Below are 23,170 nucleotides of genomic sequence, written 5' to 3' on the forward strand. Positions count from 1 at the left end.
GGAGCAGGCACGAGGACATCCTTGCTGGTGGCCGAGGCCACCTCAGACGAGGTGTCCGTGCTCAGGGGGGAAGCCCAGACTTCGCGCGGCACACACCGGATGGCCTCCGCACACAGGGTGTGACCTATATGCCGAAGCCACCACATGTGTGCGGTCGCGCCGAAGGCGGGCCCGCCCACCGACGGAAACGCGGCACTCGCCTGCCGGAACGTGGGACTCGCCCGCCGGAACGTGGGACTCGCCGTGCTGGAGGTGTCGACTCGCCGTGCTGGAAGTGTCGACTCACCCGGGACGCCGAATGCGGCGCGTGCTGCGCTGCGCTGAGGGGGCAATCGGGGTAGGAATTCGGGTGTGACCACGAACGGGAAGCTGCAAGCGGTCGGCACCCCTGCCGAGAGCGATGAGGCGGCGCCGGGGGGTGTCGGTGGTTGGGTGCTCCGCTCGGGGGTCGAGCGTGCCCTGCGCCTGCAACATCCGCTGGTCACGGCGCACGTCGCGGCCGTGCGCCGCAAGCACCCGGAGATGGGCCCGGCCGAGGTCATCGACCGGTTGGGACGCCAGTACCAGGTGGCGGTGGCGGTGACGGGTGGCGCCGGCGGGGCGATCGCGATCCTCCCGGCGCTCGGCACGATCGCCTCGCTCGCAACGGCCGGCGCGGAGGCATTCGCTGCGCTGGACGCCGCGGTTCTCTACACCCTCGCCGTCGCCGAGGTGCACTCGCTCCCGACGGACGAGCCGGAACGACGCAGGGCGCTCGTGCTCGGGGTCGTGGTGGGCGCGGGCGGGCAGGCGGTGCTGCGCAAGGTCACCGGCCGGTCCCGCGACTGGGCCCAGGAGGTCACCGACCACCTGCCGCTGGCGCGACTCGGAGCGCTCAACAACGGGCTGACCCGCTGGTTCGTCAAGCGCTACATCGTCCGGCAGGGGATGCTCGCGCTCGGTAGGGCGCTGCCGTTGGGCGTCGGCGTCGTCATCGGGGCGGTCGGCAACATCGCGACCGCCCGCGCCGTCGTCCGATCCGCGGAGGCCGCGTTCGGAGCGCCGCCCGCCACGTGGTCCGAAGCCGGGGCGCCGACGCGGTAGGGCCTGGGGGCAGGCGGCCGATCGTGCGCCGTGCGCCACATGGAACCGTGCGGTCGTCACGGAGCCCTGTGGATCAACCACAGGGTTCCATGAGGCGACCCGGCCGGTCCGTGCGACCGGCTGGGGGTCGACGTTGCACACGGTGTGCAACGTCGAGCCAGGGGCTGCGGCGATTCACCAGGCAGCCACTTTCCTATCCTGTGGTGCCAGGAAAGTGGCTTTCCTGGCACGCATAGACCGGATCAATGCGAGCCTCGACAAATCGGCATTAGACCTCGTTCGGCAGCACGTCCATGCTTCTCGGGAAGGCGTCGGACGGCGGCGCTGAGGTGGCCGAGGAGCGTCATGAACAAGCTCAGACCGCATATTTCGATCTCGCTGGAGCGTTGCACTCGAGGAGCTGCGTCATGATCGACGTGGCGATCGTCCTCGGCAGCACGCGACCGGGGCGCAACGGGGAGGCGGTTGCCGGCTGGGTCCACGACCTGGCTGTGAAGCGGGACGATGCCAGGTTCGAGGTGGTGGACCTGGCGGAGTACGTGCTGCCGCACCTGGACGAGCCGATGCCGCCGATCCTCGGTCAGTACACGAAGCCGCATACGCGCCGCTGGGCCGCGAAGATCGACTCGTTCGACGCGTACGTGTTCGTGACACCCGAGTACAACCATTCGGCGCCGGGCGCGTTGAAGAACGCGATCGATTTCCTCTACGCAGAATGGACGAACAAGGCGGTCGGATTCGTCGGATACGGAAGTGCCGGCGGCGTCCGCGCCATCGAGCAGCTGCGGGCGGTGCTGAGCTGCTTGCAGGTGGCGCACGTCAGCGCCCAGGTCGAGCTGTCGCTCTACACCGACTTCGAGAACTTCACGGCCCCCAACCCGGCGGCTCGCCACGAGGACACCCTCACCACCTTGTTCGACCAGGTCGTCGCCTGGGGCACCGCGCTCAAGGCACTTCGCATTGGAGACCGTCATGCAATCTGACCGCCTGCAGGCCTTCGTCGACGACGTGGAAGTCGTCGTGCGCGGCACCGCCGACGAGCACGAGATCACGGAGCGGGTCGCAGTGCTGATGTCGGCGTTGCTGGCCGACGGCTACCAGCTCCCGCCGGAGCTCACGCGGCCGTCGCCCGCACGTCCCATGACCTACCCGCTCCACATCGCTCCGGACGACAGCTGGTCGATCGCCTCGGTGGTCTGGGATCTCGATCAGCGGACCAACGTCCACTCCCACGAGACGTGGGGGGTTGTCGGGATCTACGCGGGAGCCGAGCTCGAGACCCGGTACCTCAAGCCGACGACGTCCGCGGCGCCCGCACCGTTGACCCCCGCCGGCGAGACGCGGTGGGTGCCGGGGCAGGTGAACGTCTGCTGCACCACCGACGACGACGTCCACTCCGTCACGGCCGTCGGCAGCGAACCCACCATCGGGATCCACGTCTACGGCGGCAACATCAGCCGGATCAGGCGGCGCTCCTACGACCCCGCCACCGGTGAGACCGACTGGTTCACCTCCGGCTGGGACAGCCCGGAGCCGGCTCGGGTCACTCCCTGACGTCCGGGTCGAGCGGCAGCCCGTTGCGCGCCGCGATCTCGACGACCAGCTCGGGCTGGTCGCGGAGGTGCTCGATCGCGGTCAGGAGGTCGGCGGGTCGCTCGGTCTCGCCCATCATCCAGCGCAGCTCGGCGGCGGCCACCGGGATCTCGAATCCGACGATCTTGGGGACGCGCCGCCGGATCCCCGCACCGCCGAGCTCACCCATGCGCCACTCGCCGGGGCGGCCGCGCTCGGCGTGCTCGACGAGCGCCTGGACGCACCGCAGCGTGTGCGCGTCGTCGGGGGAGAGGGCGGGCTGCCCGTTCAGGTGCACGGCGATGTAGCACCAGGTCGGAGCCACGTCCCGGGTGGAGTACCAGGAGGAGGACAGGTAGGCCTGCTCGCCGGAGAACACCGCGGTCGACGGCACGCCCGCGGCCAGCGCCGCGGTGTGCGGGTTGGAGCGGGAGAGGTGCCCGATGATCACTGCCTGCTCGCCGGGAGGAGTCGAAAGCACCAGCGGCAGGTGCGAAATGTGGATCTTCCCCTCGTGCGGGGTGATCAGCGTCGCGAGCGGGTGCGCCGCGACGAGCGCTGCCGCCGCCGGGGCGATGTCGAACGGGTCCAGTACGTCGTGCAACTCGGCGCCTGCTCTCGGGTCAGTTCGAATTGCGAACGTAACCCGTCGCCGTCGCCATGTCGCCCGGCTTCCGCCGCTCAGCCGGGGCGCCGAACCAGCGGTGCAGCGCCTCCTGCAGGCCCGGTCCACCCGTCCAGGCCAGGAAGCCGTCGGGGCGGACGAGCTGCGGCCGTGGGCCGTCCCGGGTCTCGACGCGGTCGGCCCAACCCGCCGGCAGGGGTGCGCCGACGAGGACGGCGCGGCCGTCGGGGGTGACCGGCGTGTCGGTGGCGCGGCCGGCGGTGCCGGGATGGGTGATCCCGATGCCCGAGAGCTCCATCGCGACGGCTCGACGGGCGTCGGGCGCGGCGAGCAGCCCGGTGATGATCTCCCTGACCGCGGCGGCGTCCGGGTCGGGGATGCCGAGCACAGCCTGCGCGCGGGTGCTGACCAACACGCGGGCGGCGACGGGGTGGCGCTCGTCGTGGTAGCTGTCGAGCAGCCCGGACGGGGCGTGCCCGCGGATCTGCGCCGCCAGCTTCCACCCGAGGTTCACCGCGTCCTGCAGGCCCAGGTTGAGGCCCTGGCCGCCGATCGGGAGGTGGATGTGCGCGGCGTCGCCCGCGAACAGCACCCGGCCGTGGCGGTAGCGCTCCAACTGACGTGCGGCATCGCCGAACCGCGAGGCCCACAACACCTCGCCAACCTCGATCCCCGGCCCGTGCGCGGCGGCCAGCGCCCGCTGCAGCTCGCCGACGGTCACGGGTGCGCCGCGGTCATGTTCCAGTTGCTCCGCGCCGCCGACGACAGCGCCGCCGACGACCGTGCGGTAGCGGCCCCCGGTGAGCGGCAGCAGGAAGCCAGACCCGGGGGAGGGGAGCCGCCATCCATCGGCGAGCCCGGCGGGCTTGGCGGCGAGCGTGACGTCGGCGACGACCAGCGACGTCCGTGCCGTCGTGCCGGGGAACGCGGCACCGACCAGCGTCCGGACGGTGCTGTGCCCACCGTCGGTCGCGACGAGCCAACCGGCCCGGTGCCGGCGCCCGCCCGCGGTGACGGTGACACCTTCGCTGTCCTGCTCCACCGCGGTGACGGCGGCCCCGCGCCGCACCGGTGCGCGCAGCCGCGCCTCGATCGCGGCCTCGACGTGCGCCTGTTCGACGCCGAGCTGGTGGGGGAAGCGGGTCGGCAGGTCGGTGTAGTCGATCGGGATGCCTGAGAAGTGGCCGGCGGGCAGACTTGCCAGCACGTGCGGCTCGATCGCGGGGAGCAGGCCGCGATCGTCCAGCAGCTCGACGGATCGGGGCTGCAGGGCCAGTGCCTTCGACTGGCCCGACGCGCGGATGTCCCGTTCCAGCACGAGCACGTCGAGACCGGCCCGTTCCAGCTCGAACGCCGCCATCAGACCGGTCGGCCCGGCGCCGGCGACGAGCACGTCAGGCATCGAGGTCTTCCTTGCGGATGTACCAGACGTGCCAGGTGATCAGGCAGGCGAGCGTCGCCAGCCACGTCACGGTCGTGACCAGCGAGATGAGGTCGATGGGCAGGGTGTAGACGAGCACGACGTGCAGCACGGAGTGGGCGAGCAGCACAACGCCGAAGACCGCCGTGTCGATGCGCAGCCCGCGCCGGAAGCGGGCGTCGGTGTCCCAGCGGGCCGCCCATGCGGCGGCGCCCTCCGCGCCGCGCTTGACCTCCGCGATCGTGCGGCCCAACGTCAACTGCGCCGGCCGGCCCACGACGACACTCACCAGCATCCAGGCGCCGATCAGGCCGCCGAGCGCGGCGACCCAGCCCTCCCTGATCGCCAGCGTGCGCGGATCGTCCGAGAGCAGCCCGAGCACGACGGACAGCACCAGCACGCTCACCGTGACCAGCGCGACGAGGTCGACCCTGCGGTTGCGCACGATCGTCCACACCACGTACGGCGCTGCCACCAGCACGCCGGCCATCAGCGCCCACCACTGGCCGACGCCCGCGGCCCGCAGGCCGTAGAACAGCGCCATCGGCACGACCACCTCGAACACGAGGTTCCGCACGTTGGCGCGCACCACCCGGCGCAGGCCCGCGTCGGGCGCAGGCGTGTTGTTGTCGATCATCACGCGGACGTCCCATCGGGGTCGGGTGCGGTGGCGCGCACGAACAGGTCGGCGAGCTCGCGGCCGAGCCGGGTGAGCTCGGCCGGCTCGGGGACGTCGGCCGCCGCGGTCGCGACGACGGCGTCGAGGCCGGCGGTGAGGGCGAGCGCGACCGCCCGCGCGTCGAAGGGCCGGAAGGCGCCCGCTGCCTGCCCGGCGCGGAAGTGCTCCTCGAACACCGTGAGCCGCCCGCTGACCGCGGGACTCTGCGCAGCGGCGTTCCTGATCATGTCGATCAGCGCCCGGACGGGCGCGGGGTGCACGCCGACGAGTGCGACGTTCGATTCGACATAGGCGCGCAGCTGGGCGACGTGCCCCTGCGCCGCGTCGACGCGCGGCTGCATGAACGCCCCCGTGACCTGCTCGATCTCGGCGACGCACGCCGAGAACAGGTCGTCCTTGCCCGCGAAGTGGTAGCTGATCATGCCGGTGCTCGACAGGCCGGCGTGCTTCGCGATCCGGCTGAACGAGGCCTTCGCGTAGCCGACCTCCGCGATCACCTCGATCGCCGCGGTCACGATCTGGGCGCGCCGGCCCGTCTCGGTGAACGTCCTTGCTTGCATGAGCAGAAATTAGCTCGCCCAAGCAAATGGAGCAAGCGGCAGTGACGGTTGCCGCGGTCACATCTTGACGACGAGCTTGCCTGTCGTGTGCGAGCGCACGAAGTCGATGCAGGCCTGCGGGCCCTCGTCGAGGCCGTACCGGCGCCCGATGGTCGCCCGCAGCTCGCCGCGGTCGGCCAGCTCACCGACGTCACGCATCCCGCCGAACGTGCCGTTCATATCGAGCACGAACCGCAACGCCACGTCGTCGCGGCCGATCCACTCCTGCTCGGGGACGGGGTAGGTGATGGTGAGCAGCCGTCCACCTGGGCGGATTGCCGCGGCGACCCCGCCGCGATCGTCCTCGACCGGATCAACGCGCTCAACGCCGTCGGCGAGCAGCTGCTCCACGAGGCGGACGCCGGGGCGGCGCTGCTGGAGTTCTTGACGGTCGCCGCACAACAGCGACAGGAACGCGACCTGTCGTTCCTGCAGGAAGCCGGCCAGCTGAGCTCCGAGGTGGCCGCGTCCCGCGCGGCGATGTTCCAGGTCGTCGACACGCTCGTCGACCGGGCCCGCGAGCACGGCGCCGTGCGGGCCGATATCACCGGAACCGACGTCATCCTGCTGATGTGCGCACCGAACTACGTCACCAGCTACGTGCCGGACGCTTCCCCCGAGCTGTGGCAGCGCTACCTCGCCATCATCTTCGACGGCCTGCGCCCGGCCGGCGCCCATCCGCTGCCACAACCGCCCCCAGCGGCTCCCTGAGGGTGCTCGGGCCGGATCAGCCGGCCCCGGCCGCCGCGGCGACGTCGATGGGGCCGGTCCGGAGACGGCCTGGCCGGATCGTCTCCGACGGGTACTCCCCGTAGGCCGAGCGGTAGACGCGGCTGAACCGGCCGAGGTGGGCGAAGCCCCACTTCGTCGCCACCTCGGTGACCGTCGCATTCGCCTGCTCGTGGCGGACCTGCTGCAACTCCTGCCGCACCCGGGTGAGCCGGAGGTGGGTCAGGTACGCCATGGGAGACATGCCGACCTCGACGTGGAAGGCGCGCTGGATGGTGCGGACGCTGGTGCACGCCGCGGCCGCGATGTCGATCACCGTGATCGGCGACGCCGCGTTCTCCATGCAGTACGCGACGGCTCGGGTGAAGGCGTTGCTGTTGACGCGGGCCGGCTCCGGTTGCGCTCTGTGGCCGGCGTCGTTCAGATGGATGTCGAGGAGGCCCTGGACGACGAGCTGCTCGAGATGGGCGGCAGCCAACGGCGAGCTCTCGAGCAGACCGCCGACGCTGTAGCTGCCGAGCGACCTGACCAGCCGCATCCACCCCGCGACCACCGGACGGCTCGGGATGAGCCATTGCCCCGACGGTCCCGTCTCGTCGAGGTTGCGGCCCCATCTGGCTTGAGCTGCCGCGTCCATCATCGGCCGGCCGATGTTGAGGATGACCATGCTCGCGGCCCAGTACCGCCCGGCCACCTCCTGGCCGGGGAGGATCAGCGAGTTCGGGATCGGAACGCGCGTCTTGTCGAGCGTCTTCTCGAAGCGACCCGATGAGCGCAGGATCACGGAGTACAGGTCGGGTTGGACGGCACGGATCTCCTGCTCGCCGCCGACCTCGACCTGGATCATCCGAAGGCTGACGTCGGATCCGGGCACCGACCGGTCGTGCAGCGGGGACAGCCGGTAGGGGCCCGGCGATCGCTGCTGCCACGTGACGGAACCGGGGGCCATGTAGCCGTTCAGCAGGTCGCGCGCACCCTCCGGATCGGTGGTGGCGAAGACAGGCTGCGCCCGCGACAAGTGCGACCCCTTACATCCGGCGGTGCGGTGTCGCGAGCATAGCGCCTGGTAGGACAGGTGCGGGTGGACCGTCGACAACGACGTTATGGCTGTTGTGAGCGCTAACAAACCGCCAAAGCGTCGTTGTCGACGCTCAGCGCCGTCCGGCTTCGAGTACGTGCTTCGCGAGCGAGTCGGCCGTCCCGAGCGCGATCAGCCCCATCAGCAGGTGAGCGACCTGGACGATCCAGTGCAGCGAGCCGGGGAGGATCGAGGCCTGCGTCATGCCGAACGCCGGGAGCGCGAGCCCCCAGACGAACGCGAAGACGGCCGGTGCTGGCCGCCCACGTGCGGCCAGACTGAGGACGGCGAGGACCCAGAGGCAGCCCACGATGGTGAGACCGATCGGGATGTGGAAGGCGAAGAGCGGCCCGGCCACTCCGATCCAGATCGACAGGCCGAGCAGGATCTGCACGGTTCCGGCGATCCGGACGATCCAGATGACGACGAGGGTTGCCGTTCGCATTGCATTGCTCCAGGAAGGTCGGCCGGGGGCTTGGCCCGCGGTATCTGCATCAACTGACTGCCGCGCGCCCGTGCTCGACCAACGCCCAGGTCAGGCAGGCGAAGGCGACGACGCTGGCGCCCACGCGCACGAGGTTCCACGCCCGCCACCTGGCCTCGTCGAACGCCTTCCTGATCGCGGCGAGTTCGGCGGGATCGTCAGGCAGGCCCGCCGCTCCGAGCGCGTTGTTGAGCGGGACGTTGATCGCCATCGTGATCACGACGACGATCACGTAGAGCACGAGCGCGACCGCCGTCCACAGGAAGGTGGGGCGGCCGAACTGGGTGAAGGCCGCGATGAGTGTGAAGACCAGCGCGCCGAGGAAGCCGAAGAGCATGAACCACGGGTTGATGATCGCCTTGTCGATCGACCGGAACGCGCTGACGAACGTCCGGTCGTCGGTCGAGGCGAGGCCGGGCATGATCGTGTGCCAGAACAGCACGAACGCGCCGGCGGCCAGCCCCATCGTCAGCGTCGCCACGATCAGCGAGACGGTGCCTACTGCGTCCATCGCCGGCCTCCGTCGGAAGTTGTCATGGGTGAAGTTCATCTCGATCGGTCGAGACAAGCCATGGTTGTGGCGCGCTGTTGCATGTCTGAGCGTCTCAAGCGCCCTAGGACCCTCCTAGGGGTAGGCGTGGGCGGTGAGCTGGGCTAATCTCCGATCAGTGGTGCAAATCCACGGCGTGGCCGAGACAGCCGGCCGGCTCTGCCGCTGTTGGTGGAGCGACTCGGTGGGATTCCGAGGCCGAACGGTCATACCCCGTCCCGCGGACCGTGTGTTCGGTCCTGAGCGGGCTCGGTAACGAGTAGGGGTTTGCCTTGTTCACTGGACGGATCAGTCATGTCGGCGTTGTCGAGCGGATCGACCGCGATCGCATCATCGTGCGCCAGGAGCTCGGCCGGGCAGTCCTTTCAACGGGCAGCTCGGTCGCGATCAACGGCGTTCGATTCACCATCGCCGAGAGCGATGCCGTCAGATTCAGTGCCGGACTCAGCGATGAGACTCGGCGTAGGTCGACCTTCGACGAGGACTTCACCGGTCGGGCGGTCCACCTCGAACTTCCGCTGTGCGTCGGTGACCGGCTGGACGGGCATCTGGTCCAAGGGTACGTCGACGGGGTCGGCAAGGTGCTGCGGATCGACGCCGAGATCGACGGCGGCCACCGCGTTTGGATCCGCCCGCCGCAGCGAATCCTCGACGAATTGATCGCGAAATCCCCGATCTGCGTCGACGGCGTGAGCCTGACGATCGCCGAGGTCCATCGCGATCGATTCAGCGTCGTCGTGCTCCCGGTCACCGCCGGCGCCACGAACCTCGGTGACCTGGAGGTCGGGCGGCGGGTCAATATCGAACGCGATGTCGTGGGCCGGATGGGGTACGACTCGGCGGCACGGCGCAACGTGAACCGCGTCCTGACCAATCTCCCATGGTCGGGCGAGGTCACGGGCGCGGCTGGCGTCGACAAGGTGCTGGCGCGGCTGGTTGCGGGCGGCGCTGTCGTGGTTTGGGACCCGGACACGGAAGGCGAAGGCGACGTGATCTACGCCGGCGCCACCTTCAAACCGGAGTCGATGACGTTCCTGCTCACGCAGGTCTGTGGATTTCCCGCTGTCCCATGTGCCACCGAGGTCCTGGAGCGGTTGGACATTCCGGCGATCCCCGGCGACGGCGATCGGCACGGTACGGCGTTCTGCAGCCCGGTCGACTATGCCGGGAACAGCGGCACCGGGGTCTCGGCGCACGAGCGGGCCGCCACGGTGCGCAGATTGGCCCTTCCGGATTCCCGGCCGACGGACTTCCTCCGCCCGGGGCACGTGTCCCCGATCGCCGCGCGACCGGGTCTGCTGTCGGAGCGGAGCGGGCACACGGAGGCAACAGTTGCGTTGTGCACGGCCGCCGGGCTTCCGCCGGTCGGGGTGTGCTGCGAGATCATGAATCCGGACGGCACGATGGCGGATGTGGCCGAGGTCGAATCCTTCTCCTTGCGGCACGGTCTGCCGATGATCTCGATCGGCGACCTGAAGGCGGCGCTGTGAGCAGGCAGAACATCTACGACGACCCGGCCTTCTTCCGCTCGTACCAGGAGCTGCGGAGCGGGGAAGCGGGTATCAACGCGGCCCTCGAGCAGCCCGCGGTTCGCCGGTTGCTCCCCGATGTGGACGGCCTGGACGTCCTGGATCTGGGGTGCGGGGACGGCGGCCGCGGTCGGGACCTCGTTGCGGCGGGGGCGGCCTCGGTGATGGGCGTCGACGCGTCGGCGTTGATGCTCGAACTCGCGCGAACGAGCACTGCCGATCGGCGGATCCGGTATCGCAACGCGTTCGTCGAGGACCTGGATTTTCCCGACCGATCCTTCGATCTGATCCTCGCCGGCATGGTCCTGCACTACATCGATGATCTGGATGCGGTACTGGCCCGCTTGGCGGGCTGGCTGCGCCCCGGCGGCCGTATCGTCGCTTCGATGGAACATCCGTTCACGTCCGGAGTCGGGAACTACGCCGACGAGGGGCAGCGGCTGCCGACCTGGCTCGATTCTCAAGTGGTCAAGTACCACCGGAAGATCAGTAGCATTCTCGACGCACTGGACGGCGCCGGAGTCGAAGGTGTTCGGCTTCTCGAACCGACGCCGACCGCGGCGCAGGTGTCTCAACGACCTGAGCTGGAGCCATACACGAGCAGACCACCCGTGCTTGTCTTCTCGGCGACCAAGAGTGCCTGACGTCACCCGCCCGGCTGCGTCTTAAGATTCCGTGCTGCAGATTGCCCTATCCGGGTGTTGCGATCGACAATGCGCGGGAGATGTCCTATCGTCTGAGCCATTCACGCCGCGCGCAGCGCGTCGCAACCGCCCGCTTTGGCGGCAGCATCCATCATCACGTGAGGACGAGACGACATGGCTACCCAGACGACGGTGACATTGGTGGACGACCTCGACGGGGGCGTCGCCGATGGCCAGGTCGATTTCTCGATCGACGGCCGACAGTATGCGATCGACCTTTCCGAGAAGAACAGCGCACGCCTGCGTGAACTCCTGGCACCGTTCGTGGCCGCTGCGCGCCGCACCGGGGGGCGCCGCAGCACAGGATCGGTCAGCGCCCGCCCGGCGACGGACCGGGAGCAGAACCAGGCGATCCGCGCATGGGCGAAAGGTCAAGGCCTGAATGTGTCGGAGCGTGGGCGGATCTCCTCGGAGATCCTGGAGGCGTTCCAAAAGGCTCACTGAGAGCACACCGCGCGACGCCCTGTAGCGGAGCGGTCGGTGAACGAACGGCACTTTCGTCCAATAGGTGTGGACGAAAGTGCCGTTCGTTCGTACGCGGGACGTGTCGTCATCGCCGCGGGCGGATCCCGAGTGCGGTCATCGCGCTGACGAGCACCAGTCCGGTGACGAAGATCCAGCCGCCGCGGAAGTCGTCACCGGTGTGCAAAACGGTCTGGCTCCCCAGGATCGCCACGAGCCCGGCCACCCCGAGGGCATACCCCGCTTGGCGGGCGGTGTTGACCACCGCGGTGCCCGTGGCGGCGTCCGCCGGTTCGAGATCGGCGGTGGCGGTGCCGATGAGGGTGGGCATGGCGATCCCGATCCCCGCGCCGATGATGATCCAGCCGGGCAGGATCGCGGTGGGGTGGTGCGCTCCGCCTTGGGTCGCCAGCAGCAGCGCGCCGAGTCCGAAGACTGCGAGGCCGACGGCGATGACGAACCTCGCCTGCACGCCTTTTGCCCAGCGTTGGGTGAGGGCCGCGAAGAGGGGCACGGCCAACGGGCCTGGTACCAGGGCCAGCCCGGCCTGGAGGGGACCCCAATCGGCCGCTTTCTCCAGCCACAACGACACGCCCAGGAAGACGGCGCTGAAGGCACTGGTGAAGATCAGGACCGTGATGTTGGCGAGAGTGAAGCTCGGCACGCGGAACAGCTGCGGCGGGACGGCCGGCACCGGGTCCGTCCGGATGCGGTGGATGAGAAGTGCCACGGCGACGGCGGCGATCACGACGGTCAGCGACGTCCAGGGTGACGCCCAGCCCCAGTCGTTCGCCTTCACGAGACCCAGCGACACCGCGCCGACGGCGACCGCGATCGCGATCGCGCCGAGCGGGTCGGGAACGCGGGTGCGTGGAGCCGGTGCGGCGTCGGGCAGCAGGCGGACGGCCACCACTAACGCGATCAGGCCGATGGGCAGGTTGAGCAGGAACGCCCATCGCCAGGAGACCTCGGCCAGCAGGCCCCCGATGACTGGCCCGAGGGCCCCCGCGAACGACGTGCTCACGGCCCAGATCCGCACGCCGCCGGCCCGACGCGACACGGGCAGGACGCTGAGGATCAGACCGAGGCTGGCCGGGGTGAGCACGGCGGCGCCGACCGCCTGGACGACGCGGGCGACGATCAGGACGCCCAGTGTGGGTGCGACCGCGCAGCCGACGCTGGCGATGGTGAACAACGCGAGACCGACGAGGAACCCGCGCTTGCGGCCGTACCGGTCGGCCAGCCGGCCGGCCGGGATGAGGCAGGCGGCATAGCCGACGATGTAGGCGTTGAGGACCCAGCTCAGCTCGGAGAGGGACGTGTCCGAGAAGGTCTCCCCGATCGACTCGAACGCCACGTTCACGATGAACAGGTCCAGCATCGTCATGAACACGGCCGTGCACAGCAGGGCCGTCACCTTGGTGGCGGCCTCTGCCGGAACCTCGCTGACCGGGACGTTTCCGCGGGTCACATGCACCTCCCAGAGTGAGTTGGAATATCCAACTGATGGGAGGGTCATGTAGTCAGTTTGAAAACACAACCCACTGTGGATACGGTGTGAGCATGCCCACAGCGCCCGCGGAGACGACCCCCAGGGACTGCACGATCGCCGACGCGCTCGACGTCGTCGGCGATCGGTGGAGCCTGCTCGTCGTGCGTGAGCTCTTCTACGCCCAGCGTCGGTTCACCGAGATCGTGCGCAACACCGGCGGCCCGCGCGACATACTCGCCACGAGGCTGCGCAAGCTCGTCGAACACGGCGTGATCTCCCGCGTGCAGTACAGCGAGCGACCGCCGCGCTACGAGTACCGACTCACCGACCGGGGTCGGGCGCTGTCACCGGTACTGCTCACCCTCAAACGATGGGGCCACGAACACGTCAGGAACGGCACGGATCCCGTGCGGTTCGACCACACATGCGGACATGAGTTCGTGGCCGAAGTGCACTGCACGGCCTGCGGGGACGCGCTCGGACTCGGACAGCTGACGCTGGAGCCCCACTGACCAGCACCACTCACGATGGAGGCTTGATCACCATGACCACCAACACGACCCTCCCGGGTCTCGCGGAGGCGTTGCACGAATCCGGCCCGGCAGGTGAACACGCCGCGGAGCTCATGCTGTTCGGGCGGTTCGTCGGCTCCTGGGACCTCGTCTGGGCCGGCACCGACACCGACGGGCAGCCCGCCACGGTGCACGGCGAGCTGCACTTCGGGTGGGTGCTGGGCGGGCGCGCCGTGCAGGACGTGTGGATCGTCCCGGGTCGCGGCGAAGAGGGAGCGGGTGTACCGCCGATGGCGTTCCACGGCTCCACCATCCGGTTCTACGATCCCGCCATCGGCGCGTGGCGCTCCACCTGGGTCGAGCCGGTCAACGGACGGGTCCGCCGATTCATCGGCCGGCCCGTCGACAGCGGGATCCAGCTCCTGTCCGACGAGGACGAACCGCAGCTGCGCTGGAGCTTCACCGACATCGCCGAAGACAGCTTCACCTGGCGCGGGGAGATCTCCCGCGACGGGGGAGCGACGTGGCAGCTGGAAGAGGAGATGCGGGCGACCCGGGTGCGGGGCTGATCCTGGGCTGATCCGGGGCTGACGTGTGGATCACCCCGGCTGCCACGACGTCCGGGCCGGGTGGGCGGCGGCCGCGGCGGCTCTGGCCAGCGCCGCGACCGACGGGGAGGTGCTGTGCGCCGGCCAGGCGAGCAGCAGGCTGATCGGCTGGACGTCCGCCATCGGCACCGTTGTCAGATCATCGCGCAACGGCGTCGTAAGCAGCCGGGGTAGCACGGCGACCTTGCGTCCCAGGGCGATCAGGTGCATCAGTTCGCTGATGCTCGTCATCGTCCGGGGTTCGGCCGGCTTGCGGTGCAGGGTCTCGCCGGCCAGATCGGCCATCTGCAGGCTCGTCCGTCCTGCGAGCGGGTGGGCGGCAGGCAGCACCGCCACCGCCGCTTCGGTCAGCAACGTCTCGGCGTCCAGACCGCGCAGCTCGTCGGGCGGCGAGTACAGCAGCGCCGCGTCCGCGTGACCTTCGCGCAGGAGGCGAGCGCTGTCGGCGTCGAAGACCACTTCGAGCGGCAACACGTCGGGCTCGCGCTCGTACGCGGCGAGCACGGCCGGGAACAGGCCGGCGTCGCCGCCGGGTTTCATGGCCAGTACCAGGCGCGGGTCGCCGGTTCCGGCCCGCTGGGTGCGCAACGCGGCGGCCGACACCGCGTCCAACGCCACGCGTGCCTCGCGGGCGAGGACCCGGCCGGCCTCGGTCAGCGCAACCGCCCGGCTGGTCCGCTCGAACAGGGTGACTCCCAGCCGGCGCTCCAGCTGTCGGATCGCCTTGGACAGCGCGGGCTGCGCGATGCCCATCCGGGCCGCGGCCCGGCCGAAATGCAGTTCGTCGGCCACCGCCTGGAAGTACGCCAGCTCCCGCGTCTCCAACCGATCCATTCCTGCAGATTATCGATCAGGGCCAGGTTGGTCTTGGACGCATCACGCCCGCCGCTGATGAGCTTTGGACCTCCCTGCAACTCGTCCCCGCTGCTCGTCCGAAGGAGCTCACAATGTCCGCGATCGCACTCGTCGCCGCCGGGGCCCGGCTCGGCTCGTCCCTCGGAAAGGTCTTCGGCGGTCACGGTTTCGAGGTCGCGCTGATCGGCCGTTCCCAGGAACGTCTCGATGAGATCACCGAGAAGCTTGCCGCCGACGGTGTGAGGGCAGCCGGCTTCCCCGCCGATGTCACCGATCACCCCGCGCTGTCCGCAGCTCTGAGCAGCGCTGCGGAACGGTTCGGCGGGATCGACGTGCTGCACTACTCCGCCCCGATAGCCGGGACCGGTGCGAACGCCCGCAACACCGGCGCGCTCGACGTCACCGCCGCCGATCTCCGGCCCCAGATGGAAACCATCTGCAATGGCGCGATCGTGGCGACCCGCGCGGTACTGCCGGCAATGCTCGCCGCTGGCAGCGGAACGCTGCTGTACACGACCGGCGCGTCCGCGGTCACGCCGGCGCCGGTGTTCGCCAATGCCGGATTTGCCAGTGCGGGAATGGCGGGCGCAGCCCTGCGCAACTGGGTCCTCGGGCTGAACGGCGCGTTGGTCGGGAAAGGTGTGCACGCCTGCCACATCGCGATCGGCGTCTGGCTCGCAGGCACGCCGGGTGCCCCGGAAGGCGTCACCTTCAAGGAGCCGGACGACATCGCTCGCGTCTACTGGGACCTCTACACCGCTCGCGAATCCGCTGATCGCCTCATCGCCGCTTGAGCCCGGCGCCTGGGCCGGCGGAATCCGGTCGCGCCGGCTGGGGGAGGGGCGTTAGCGTCGCCGGAATGATCTACGAGAACCCACTCGCCTACCTGCTCGGGTTGGAGGGGGTAGCGCTTCTTCGGGGCTTCACCGGGGAGCGCGACCGCGAGTTCGTCGAAGCCCGGATCGCGGAGGTTCGCGCGCTGCTCGCCGACGAGTCGCTGGAGGGCACGGCCGTCGAGGTCGACCGGGTGGACATCGTCGGCGGCTACAACGTGTGGTCGGCGACCTACGACGACGGCAACTCGGCGTTCGACTTCGACGAGCCCGTCATCGCCGAGATCCTCGACGCGGTGCCGGCCGGGGTCGCGGTCGACGCCGCCTGCGGCACAGGACGGATCTCGGCGCTGCTCGCTGCGCGCGGCCACCACGTGATCGGGGTGGACAGCTCGCCGGACATGCTCGCCCGCGCCGTCACGAACGTCCCCGGCGGTGAGTTCCGGCTCGGTGACCTCGGCAAGCTCCCGGTCGATGACGCGACGGCCGACGTCGTGGTCTGCGCGCTGGCGCTGACGCACGCGCCTGGTCTAGGGCCCGCGATGGCGGAGTTCGCACGGGTGCTGAAGCCGGGTGGGCACCTCGTGATCTCCGATCTCCACCCCGAGCGTGTTGCGCTCGGCGCCAACCCGACCCTGCGCGGACCCGATGGGCGGCCGGGTCGGTTGCCCGGCCACCGTCACCTTGTCGGCGACTACCTGCGCGCTGCCCTACCACTGGGGTTGCAGGTACGGGCATGCGTCGAGCCGACGCTCGGGGACGGGGCGCCGGAGTCCCCGGCGGCTCCCCAGGCGCCGCGGGCGCAGCACCTCGGGCCGTGGGAGGTCTGGCCGTGGTCGCTGGCCCCGCTGGTGCCGGAAGCCGCCGCGGCCGTGAGTGCCGGCGCGCCCGTCGAGATCATCTGGCACTTCCAGCTGACCGACCGATAGCGGGTACCGGTCAGGGTTTGCGGCCGACGGCTCCGGCGAGGTACGTGTGCCAAGGGCTGTTCTTGGTGGTGCTGGAATCGGGCCGCCAGTCGTTGGCGTAGGTCAGCCCGGGTTCGACGAGCTCCAGCCCCTCGAAATACGATTCCTGCTCGGTCCAGCTGCGGAACCAGCCCGTTCCGAAATTGCGGACGATGGCCGTCTCGGCTTCCTTCGCCAGGGGGTCGTCGTCGTCGAGGAAATTGCTGGCCATCAGGTAGCTGCCCGAGGGCATCAGCTCGGAGAAGTAGTGCGCGACCTGCGTGGGGGTCTGCTCGTCGGAGAGGTGGTGCAGGATCCCCGAAAGGAGCACGGCGAGCGGCCGGTCGAGGTCGATGAAGTCGCGAACGGTCGGATCCTCCATGATGGATTTCGGATCCGCGGCGTCCCCGATGATCACTGCGGTGGTGTTGTTGTTCGCGAGCAGCGCGCGGCCGTGTGCGAGCACGATCGGGTCGATGTCGATATAAACGACACGAACGGACGGATCGATCTTGTGAGCGACCTCGTGCACGTTCCCGGCGGTCGGCAGGCCGGAACCCACGTCCAGGATCTGGGTGATCCCGGCGTCGGCCACGAGGTACTGGACGGTGCGGCGGAGGAACTTCCGGTTGTCCCGTGCGAGGTCGAGCGCGCCGGGGAAGACCGCGTTCGAGGCGTCCGCGGCCATGCGGTCCACCGCAAAGTGGTTCTTGCCGCCCAGCGCGTAGTCATATGCCCTGGCCACCGAGGGGATCGTGATGTCGATCTCGGGTGGAAGCTCCGAGTCGTCCGACAAACCGCTTCGCCAGGGTTCGGATTCGCTCAACGGGTTCGCCTCCAGTCGCGACGTGCTACCGCGGCAGCCTAGTGCAAGCCGATCACGCTGAGTCGCCCGCTCAACGTCTCAGTGAAGTCGCAGATGGGGCCGTTTCCAGGTTCGCACCGCGGTCAGTCACCCCGGGTTCGGCACGGCGAGTCGGGGTCACATGGTGCGCGAGTCGGGCCCAGACCGTGCGCGAGTCGGGGCGCTCGGGTGAGTCGCCACCTCCAGCACGGTGAGTCGCCACCTCCAGCACGGTGAGTCGACACTTTCAACACGGTGAGTCGCCACATCCGGCACGGTGAGTCGCGCGTTCCGGAGCGGTGATTCGCGCGTTCCGGCACAGCGAGCCCCACGTTTCAGCGGGCGAACCCGGTGCGAGATCGTTCACTCCACGGTCGGTTCGGACCACGTCCCCGGCGGATGCGGTGGCGGTCGCAGTTCGGCCAGCACTCCGAAGTGGTCACTGGCCCACACCGCGCCCACCGGGCCGTCGAACACCAGGTCGCACGCTGCGGTATCGAGCAGCGGTCCGTGCGGGCCGCTGCGGACCATCACGTGATCGATCCGCCGCCCCCGCTCCAGCGGCATCTGGCCCGCGCGGACCAGCGGGTTCGCCGGCGTGAACGTGTGGCCAGGCTCGTCCCCGTGCGTGACGGTCCAGGCGTTCTCGTACCGCACGCTCATGCCGTCGAGCGACTGCCGACCCTCGATGAACCGGATGCTGGAAGCGTCCGGCCCGGCGTTCAGGTCACCGAGCAGCACCACCGGCAGGTCCCTACGCCCGCCGACCAGTTCCTCGACGAACCGCGCTGTCGCGACGGCCTGGCGTTCCCGCACGTGTTCGGCGTCGAGCTCGAAGGTGCCGCGGTGGTGCACCGCCAGCAGCGGACCGACGGGGGCGTCGATCTCGACGGCCGCGGCGGTCGCGCAGGCGCCGCCGGGCAGCGGCACGTCGAGAAGGGCGACCTGTCGCACCGGCCATCGCACGGCAAGGCACTCGCCGACACCCGCGACCCGTCCTGGGAGGTCGACGACGTCGAACTCCGGTCCCAGCAGGTCGGCCGCCTGGTCGAGGTCGGCGCGCCGGCACACCTCTTGCAGCGCGACGACGTCCGGCCGCAGCGCCCGCAGCCGGTCGCGCGCCACGCGGTGGCGGACGGCGCCGTGCGCCGAATCGATCGTCAACAGGTTGTAGGTGAGAACGCGCACGCTGGGGGCAGCCACGCCCTCGGGGTTCCCACCTCTGCGACGGCGGGAACCCGCACAAAAGGTGGTGGTGGTGATGAAACGGTTGCGAGCGCCGACGGGATTCGAACCCGCGGACGAGGCCGGGCACGACCCGCCCCACCTCACCAGCCACTGCGGGGAGGGTCTTCCCCGCAGCGGTGCAATGGACCGCTCTGCCACAGCGCCCGCAACCTACCGGGACCGCGATCCCCGGCCAGCAAGATAGCGGCCGGAGCAAAGCGTGGTCGCGGCATTTATGCGCTCATTCCGAAAGAAGCCCGCCGACCACCGCCCGCAGCCAGAGGCGGTGGTGCCATTCGTTGGCCGCTGGGGCGGGTTCGGTCGTCAGCACCGGGTTGGGCCCTGTTTCGATCGTGTGCAGCAACGTCCACGCCACCCCGTAGCAGTCGTCCGGCCCGAAGCACGCGGCCAGTGCCTGTGCCTCTTCCTCGGTCACCGGCCTGGGGATCGCATGGAGCTGGAGCGTCCGTCTCTCGATCTCCTCCGCGCTGGCATCCCAGTCCGGGAGGGGGCCGTCAGCGGTGAAGACCCGCACCTCGGGTCGCATCCCACGATTGTCGGGCTTCAGCGTCGGACGCGACACGCCCGTCTTGCTGAAGCACGCCGTCGACCCTAGTGTATGCGTATGCACATGACGGATGGGGACAAGGAGCGGGTCGGGGCCGGGCTGCACGTCGTCAAGGAGCCGGCAGGCCCGGACCGCCCCGCGGAGCGTGATCCGGCCGTCGCGGCGACGGTGTCGGAGATGCTCTCCCGCATCGAGCGCGACGGCATGGACGCGGTCCTGCACTACGCCCGCGAGCTCGACGGGTTCACCGGGCGCGACCTGCGGGTGCCCGAGGAGGAGCTGCGCCGGTCCGGCGACGGGCTCCCCGCAGGGCTGCGTGAGGCGTTGGACGTCGGCGCGGAGCGCACGCGCCGCTTCGCCGCGATGCAGCGCGCCCGGTTGCAGGACTTCGAGGAGGAGGTGCTGCCCGGGCTCGTGTGCGGGCAGCGCTACGTCCCCGTGGAGAACGTCGGCGCCTACCTCCCTGCCGGTCGGTTCCCGCTGCTGGCCAGCGCTTTCATGACCGTCGGGGTGGCCGACGTCGCGGGCGTGGGCAGCGTCGTCGCCGCAACCCCGCCGTCGGCGGGTGGTAGGGCGCACCCGGCGGTGCTGTACGCCGCCCACGTGTCGGGTGCGACGTCGGTGTACGCCGTCGGGGGAGTGCAGGCGCTGGCTGCGATGGCGTTCGGCCTGCTCGACGGGGTACCCGCGGACATGATCGTGGGAGCGGGCAACGCCTACGTCGCCGAGGCGAAGCGGCAGCTGTACGGCCGCGTGGGCATCGACGTGCTGGCCGGGCCGTCGGAGGTGGCCGTCATCGCCGACGACACGGCGGACGCCGCGATGGTCGCATCCGACCTGCTCGCGCAGGCCGAGCACGGCCCGACCTCACCTGCGAGCCTGGCGACGACCTCGCCGCGGCTGGCCGAGCAGGTGCCGCTGGAGATCGAGAAGCAGCTCGCCGGGCTGGCCACCGCAGAGATCGCCGGCGCGGCGTGGCGCGACCACGGCTCGGTCTACCTCGCCGAGACCCGCGAGGTCGCCGCGCAGGTCATGAACCTGCTCGCGCCCGAGCACCTCGAGGTGATCGCCGAGGACCTCGACTGGTGGCTCGGCGAGCTGCGCAACTACGGCTCGCTGTTCCTCGGCCCGTGGTCCACCGTCGTCTACGCGGACAAGGGAATGTCCGGGACGAACCACGTGCTGCCGACGGCGCGCGGCGCCCGCTTCACCGGCGGGCTCTCGGTGGCCGGGTTCCTGAAGCAGCTGACCTACCAGCGGGCCACTCGGGAGGCGACGGTCGCGCAGGCGCGACCGACGGTTGCCGTGTCCGACTTCGAGCGGCTCGTCGGGCACCGCGACAGCGCGCAATTGCGGCTGGACGCCGTGTCCAGCTAGTTGTGCATGCGTATGAACAAGACGCGTCACGCCACCAACGGAGGATGGCCCCCACCATGATCAGATCCCGAGTCCGGACGGCCGGAGCGCTCGCACTCGCGACCGTAGCGACCCTGCTGCTGCCAGCCTGCGGCGCAGGTTCGCGCACCCCGCAGGCGACCGCCGCCCAGGTGCCTTGCGAGTTCCCGGCGCCGCCCCAGCCGGTCAGCGTGAACGTGCTGGCCTACAACTCGTCCGCGGTCGACCCCTTCACCAACACAATGGTGAAGAGCTGCACGAAGAACGGCCTGACGGTCAACCACGAGCCGATCGACTTCGCCGGGCAGGTGCAGAAGACCACCGCCACGCTCGCCGGCCCCACCGGCACCTACGACATCCTGGAGAACTACGGGTTCGTGGTGCCCACCCAGGCGGCCGACGGCAAGATCCGGCCGCTGGACGACCTGGTGGCGAAGTACGGGGCGCAGTACGGGCTCGACCAGATCAGCCCTGCGATGCGCAAGGTCATGACCTACGACGGCAAGCTCTACGCGCTGCCGATGCAGGCGCAGATGTACGTCATGGCCTACCGCAAGGACGTCTTCGACCAGCTGGGTCTGAAGCCGCCGACGACGTTCGCCGAGCTGCGCGACGTCGCCGGCAAGATCCAGGCCGCCGGCCAGATCAAGTACCCGATCGCGCTGCCGCTGCTGGCCAGCTCCGACATCATCACCGCCTACGACTCGGCGCTCGGCTCGCTCGGCGTGGACTTCGTCGACGCGCAGACCAAGCAGCCCAACTTCGACGAGCCGCAGGCCGCGCAGGCGTTCGAGGAGCTGCGCTCGCTGCTGCCGTTCATGGACCCGCAGGTGGCGACGTTCGACCAGCCGGCAGTGCAGCAGCAGATGTACAACGGCAGCGCGGCGATCTCGATCATGTTCTCGGGCCGGATGAGCGACCTCACCCAGGCCAAGAACAACCGGTTCGCGCAGCAGACGGCCTTCGCGGCGCCGCCGTCCGTCGCGGGTGGTGAGGCGCTGTACAACACGCTGTCGGTGGACGGCTGGTCGATCCCGGCCAACACGAAGGCCGACCCCGAGCTGCTGTTCAACCTCATCGCGGCATCGGTCGGGCCGGAGTCCTCGAAGGCCGCCGTCCCGGCCGCGTACCCGGCGCGTGAGGGCTCGGTGACCGCCGACAGCAGCCCGTACGCCGCCGCGGCGCTGGAGTCCATCGGCAAGGCGCCCGCGGCCGAGCCGTACCCGTGGACGTCGCGCATCAGCAACGAGATCCGTCCCGTGGTCGCCGACGTGATCCTGGGCAAGACCCCGATCGCCGAGGGCCAGGCGAAGATGCAGCAGCTCGCCAACGGGGTGCTGGCGCAGTACCCGTGACCGATCGCCGGTGCTGCCGCCGGAGCCGGCGGCAGCACCGGCCGGCAGGAGGTGGACCCTCGTGCGTCGACGCGAGTTCCTCGGATTCGTGACCCCGAGCGTGCTGGTGATGGCCGGCTTGCTGGTGTTGCCGCTCTACCAGACGATCGTCTGGAGCCTGCAGCGCGTGAACTACGGCGAGGCCGGTGAATACGTCGGTTTCGCCAACTACGCCACCGCGCTCGCCGACCCGCGGTTCGGCCAGGCGGTGCTGTTCACCGTCCAGCTGACGGTCGTGGTGGTGATCGCGCTGATCATCTTCGGCTATCTGCTCGCGGTGCTGGTCAACAGCCTCGGCCGCAGCAAGCCGTTCGTGCTGGGCGTCCTGCTCGTCTCCTACGTCGTGCCGCACGTCGTCGGCGGCGCGATGTTCTCGTGGCTGTTCAACTCCAACTTCGGCGGCGTGCTCAACTACGCGATCTCCTCCGTGCTCGGCACCGACATCCTCTGGTTCGCCGACGCCTGGCCGAACCGGGTGATGGTCGCGCTGAACACGCTGTGGTTCATGATCCCGTTCGCGATGCTGGTGATCCTCGCCGGGCTGCAGTCGGTGCCCGAGGAGATCCTGGAGGCGGCCCGGATCGACGGCGCGCCGACGTGGCGGGTGCACTGGCACGTGATCATCCCGAGCGTGCGCGGCGTGCTGGGCTTCGTCGCGATCATCTCGATCATGGACGTGCTGCGCACGTTCGACCAGCTGGTGGCGCTCTCGCCGCAGGCGGTGCAGCTCGGCAACGAGTCGGTGATGCTCTACGTGTTCAACGTGGCGTTCCAGGACGGCGGCCAGCAGCTCGGGCTGGGCAGCGCCGTGAACGTGCTGCTGATCGCGATCATCGCCGTGATGCTCTACCCCTTCATCCGCGGGATCGCCCGGGAAGCGAGGCACGCATGAGCGCGACGTTGGAGCGCACACCCGTTGTGACCACGCCCGGCACCGGGCGGCCGCCGCGGCGGCGCTGGACCGCTCGGCGCTACTTCGTC

27 protein-coding genes and 1 tRNA gene are annotated in these 23,170 nt (G+C 69.9%); 14 read left to right on the plus strand and 14 right to left on the minus strand.

Going from position 1 to position 23,170, the window contains the following annotated elements; genetic code table 11:
• Nucleotides 1-351 precede the first annotated feature (351 nt).
• The 3 genes from LL648_RS40140 (at nucleotide 352) to LL648_RS40150 (ending at nucleotide 2,637) form a co-directional block, all read left to right on the plus strand.
• Nucleotides 352-1,083: a hypothetical protein gene (locus tag LL648_RS40140; protein WP_232668214.1), complete on the plus strand. Its 732-nt coding sequence runs from the start codon at nucleotides 352-354 to the stop codon at nucleotides 1,081-1,083.
• 407 nt (nucleotides 1,084-1,490) lie between these two features.
• Nucleotides 1,491-2,066 (plus strand): NADPH-dependent FMN reductase, encoded by a 576-nt coding sequence (locus LL648_RS40145; RefSeq protein WP_232668215.1) that lies wholly within the window; start codon nucleotides 1,491-1,493, stop codon nucleotides 2,064-2,066.
• Nucleotides 2,056-2,637, plus strand: a complete 582-nt coding sequence (locus tag LL648_RS40150) for a hypothetical protein (protein WP_232668216.1) — start codon at nucleotides 2,056-2,058, stop codon at nucleotides 2,635-2,637. The genes LL648_RS40145 and LL648_RS40150 overlap by 11 nt, the downstream gene beginning before the upstream one ends.
• Here the strand turns inward: LL648_RS40150 and LL648_RS40155 are convergent.
• From LL648_RS40155 to LL648_RS40175, 5 genes are read right to left on the minus strand one after another with little or no spacing between them, the layout of a single operon-like run.
• Nucleotides 2,627-3,259, minus strand: a complete 633-nt coding sequence (locus tag LL648_RS40155; RefSeq protein ID WP_232668217.1) for an FMN-binding negative transcriptional regulator — start codon at nucleotides 3,257-3,259, stop codon at nucleotides 2,627-2,629. The two genes, LL648_RS40150 and LL648_RS40155, sit on opposite strands and share 11 nt — an antisense overlap.
• 19 nt (nucleotides 3,260-3,278) lie before the next feature.
• Nucleotides 3,279-4,682, minus strand: a complete 1,404-nt coding sequence (locus LL648_RS40160; RefSeq protein WP_232668218.1) for an FAD-dependent oxidoreductase — start codon at nucleotides 4,680-4,682, stop codon at nucleotides 3,279-3,281.
• The gene (locus tag LL648_RS40165; RefSeq protein ID WP_232668253.1) at nucleotides 4,675-5,337 is read right to left on the minus strand and encodes a VC0807 family protein; all 663 of its coding nucleotides are present in this window, start codon (nucleotides 5,335-5,337) and stop codon (nucleotides 4,675-4,677) included. The genes LL648_RS40160 and LL648_RS40165 overlap by 8 nt, the downstream gene beginning before the upstream one ends.
• Complete coding sequence (locus tag LL648_RS40170) at nucleotides 5,337-5,939, minus strand: TetR/AcrR family transcriptional regulator (protein WP_232668219.1); 603 nt, start codon at nucleotides 5,937-5,939, stop codon at nucleotides 5,337-5,339. Before LL648_RS40170 ends, LL648_RS40165 begins: the two co-directional genes overlap by 1 nt.
• Nucleotides 5,940-5,996: 57 nt before the next feature.
• Nucleotides 5,997-6,329, minus strand: coding sequence for a zinc-binding dehydrogenase (locus LL648_RS40175; RefSeq protein WP_232668220.1), 333 nt, complete (start codon nucleotides 6,327-6,329; stop codon nucleotides 5,997-5,999).
• 21 nt (nucleotides 6,330-6,350) lie between these two features.
• Between LL648_RS40175 and LL648_RS40180 the strand changes: the two genes are divergently transcribed.
• Nucleotides 6,351-6,689, plus strand: a complete 339-nt coding sequence (locus LL648_RS40180) for an SbtR family transcriptional regulator (protein ID WP_374112183.1) — start codon at nucleotides 6,351-6,353, stop codon at nucleotides 6,687-6,689.
• A 16-nt stretch (nucleotides 6,690-6,705) separates the two neighbouring features.
• Here LL648_RS40180 and LL648_RS40185 read toward each other — a convergent pair whose 3' ends face one another.
• From LL648_RS40185 to LL648_RS40195, 3 genes are all read right to left on the minus strand, one after another.
• On the minus strand, nucleotides 6,706-7,725 hold the full coding sequence (locus LL648_RS40185) for an AraC family transcriptional regulator (protein ID WP_232668222.1): 1,020 nt from the start codon (nucleotides 7,723-7,725) through the stop codon (nucleotides 6,706-6,708).
• A 133-nt stretch (nucleotides 7,726-7,858) separates the two neighbouring features.
• Nucleotides 7,859-8,230: a hypothetical protein gene (locus LL648_RS40190; protein ID WP_232668223.1), complete on the minus strand. Its 372-nt coding sequence runs from the start codon at nucleotides 8,228-8,230 to the stop codon at nucleotides 7,859-7,861.
• A 49-nt stretch (nucleotides 8,231-8,279) separates the two neighbouring features.
• Complete coding sequence (locus LL648_RS40195) at nucleotides 8,280-8,780, minus strand: anthrone oxygenase family protein (protein ID WP_232668224.1); 501 nt, start codon at nucleotides 8,778-8,780, stop codon at nucleotides 8,280-8,282.
• Between the two features lie 311 nt (nucleotides 8,781-9,091).
• Between LL648_RS40195 and LL648_RS40200 the strand changes: the two genes are divergently transcribed.
• The 3 genes from LL648_RS40200 (at nucleotide 9,092) to LL648_RS40210 (ending at nucleotide 11,496) form a co-directional block, all read left to right on the plus strand.
• Nucleotides 9,092-10,309, plus strand: coding sequence for a 3,4-dihydroxy-2-butanone-4-phosphate synthase (locus LL648_RS40200; RefSeq protein ID WP_232668225.1), 1,218 nt, complete (start codon nucleotides 9,092-9,094; stop codon nucleotides 10,307-10,309).
• Nucleotides 10,306-10,992 (plus strand): class I SAM-dependent methyltransferase, encoded by a 687-nt coding sequence (locus LL648_RS40205; protein WP_232668226.1) that lies wholly within the window; start codon nucleotides 10,306-10,308, stop codon nucleotides 10,990-10,992. The genes LL648_RS40200 and LL648_RS40205 overlap by 4 nt, the downstream gene beginning before the upstream one ends.
• A gap of 174 nt (nucleotides 10,993-11,166) precedes the next feature.
• Nucleotides 11,167-11,496: a histone-like nucleoid-structuring protein Lsr2 gene (locus LL648_RS40210; RefSeq protein ID WP_232668227.1), complete on the plus strand. Its 330-nt coding sequence runs from the start codon at nucleotides 11,167-11,169 to the stop codon at nucleotides 11,494-11,496.
• Between the two features lie 106 nt (nucleotides 11,497-11,602).
• Here LL648_RS40210 and LL648_RS40215 read toward each other — a convergent pair whose 3' ends face one another.
• On the minus strand, nucleotides 11,603-12,985 hold the full coding sequence (locus tag LL648_RS40215) for an MFS transporter (protein WP_232668228.1): 1,383 nt from the start codon (nucleotides 12,983-12,985) through the stop codon (nucleotides 11,603-11,605).
• Between the two features lie 92 nt (nucleotides 12,986-13,077).
• Between LL648_RS40215 and LL648_RS40220 the strand changes: the two genes are divergently transcribed.
• Both LL648_RS40220 and LL648_RS40225 read left to right on the plus strand, forming a co-directional pair.
• On the plus strand, nucleotides 13,078-13,518 hold the full coding sequence (locus LL648_RS40220; protein WP_232668229.1) for a winged helix-turn-helix transcriptional regulator: 441 nt from the start codon (nucleotides 13,078-13,080) through the stop codon (nucleotides 13,516-13,518).
• Nucleotides 13,519-13,550: 32 nt separating this feature from the next.
• Nucleotides 13,551-14,087, plus strand: a complete 537-nt coding sequence (locus tag LL648_RS40225; RefSeq protein WP_232668230.1) for a hypothetical protein — start codon at nucleotides 13,551-13,553, stop codon at nucleotides 14,085-14,087.
• Between the two features lie 30 nt (nucleotides 14,088-14,117).
• On the opposite strand, the gene LL648_RS40230 is transcribed toward LL648_RS40225, so the two are convergent.
• Entirely contained in the window at nucleotides 14,118-14,960 is an 843-nt protein-coding gene (locus LL648_RS40230; RefSeq protein ID WP_232668231.1) for a LysR family transcriptional regulator, read from the minus strand.
• A 113-nt stretch (nucleotides 14,961-15,073) separates the two neighbouring features.
• Between LL648_RS40230 and LL648_RS40235 the strand changes: the two genes are divergently transcribed.
• Nucleotides 15,074-15,775 (plus strand): SDR family NAD(P)-dependent oxidoreductase, encoded by a 702-nt coding sequence (locus LL648_RS40235; protein ID WP_232668232.1) that lies wholly within the window; start codon nucleotides 15,074-15,076, stop codon nucleotides 15,773-15,775.
• Nucleotides 15,776-15,840: 65 nt separating this feature from the next.
• On the plus strand, nucleotides 15,841-16,743 hold the full coding sequence (locus LL648_RS40240; RefSeq protein WP_232668233.1) for a class I SAM-dependent methyltransferase: 903 nt from the start codon (nucleotides 15,841-15,843) through the stop codon (nucleotides 16,741-16,743).
• A 10-nt stretch (nucleotides 16,744-16,753) separates the two neighbouring features.
• Here LL648_RS40240 and LL648_RS40245 read toward each other — a convergent pair whose 3' ends face one another.
• The 4 genes from LL648_RS40245 to LL648_RS40260 all read right to left on the minus strand — a co-directional run bounded on the left by LL648_RS40245 (nucleotide 16,754) and on the right by LL648_RS40260 (nucleotide 19,379).
• On the minus strand, nucleotides 16,754-17,587 hold the full coding sequence (locus tag LL648_RS40245; RefSeq protein WP_308190454.1) for an SAM-dependent methyltransferase: 834 nt from the start codon (nucleotides 17,585-17,587) through the stop codon (nucleotides 16,754-16,756).
• A gap of 381 nt (nucleotides 17,588-17,968) precedes the next feature.
• A complete protein-coding gene (locus tag LL648_RS40250) occupies nucleotides 17,969-18,808 on the minus strand; it encodes an endonuclease/exonuclease/phosphatase family protein (RefSeq protein ID WP_232668235.1) in 840 nt (279 codons plus the stop codon).
• 71 nt (nucleotides 18,809-18,879) lie between these two features.
• Nucleotides 18,880-18,997, minus strand: a tRNA-OTHER gene (locus LL648_RS40255).
• Between the two features lie 76 nt (nucleotides 18,998-19,073).
• A complete protein-coding gene (locus tag LL648_RS40260) occupies nucleotides 19,074-19,379 on the minus strand; it encodes a hypothetical protein (protein ID WP_232668236.1) in 306 nt (101 codons plus the stop codon).
• A gap of 84 nt (nucleotides 19,380-19,463) precedes the next feature.
• Here LL648_RS40260 and hisD point away from each other — a divergent pair, with 84 nt between their 5' ends.
• The 3 genes from hisD to LL648_RS40275 all read left to right on the plus strand — a co-directional run bounded on the left by hisD (nucleotide 19,464) and on the right by LL648_RS40275 (nucleotide 23,081).
• Complete coding sequence (gene hisD / locus LL648_RS40265; protein ID WP_232668237.1) at nucleotides 19,464-20,777, plus strand: histidinol dehydrogenase; 1,314 nt, start codon at nucleotides 19,464-19,466, stop codon at nucleotides 20,775-20,777.
• Nucleotides 20,778-20,833: 56 nt separating this feature from the next.
• Complete coding sequence (locus LL648_RS40270) at nucleotides 20,834-22,150, plus strand: ABC transporter substrate-binding protein (RefSeq protein WP_232668238.1); 1,317 nt, start codon at nucleotides 20,834-20,836, stop codon at nucleotides 22,148-22,150.
• 61 nt (nucleotides 22,151-22,211) lie between these two features.
• Nucleotides 22,212-23,081, plus strand: a complete 870-nt coding sequence (locus LL648_RS40275) for a carbohydrate ABC transporter permease (protein ID WP_232668239.1) — start codon at nucleotides 22,212-22,214, stop codon at nucleotides 23,079-23,081.
• The last annotated feature ends 89 nt before the right edge of the window (nucleotides 23,082-23,170 follow it).

It is taken from the genome of Pseudonocardia sp. TRM90224 (assembly GCF_021245725.1).
Lineage (GTDB): Bacteria > Actinomycetota > Actinomycetes > Mycobacteriales > Pseudonocardiaceae > Pseudonocardia.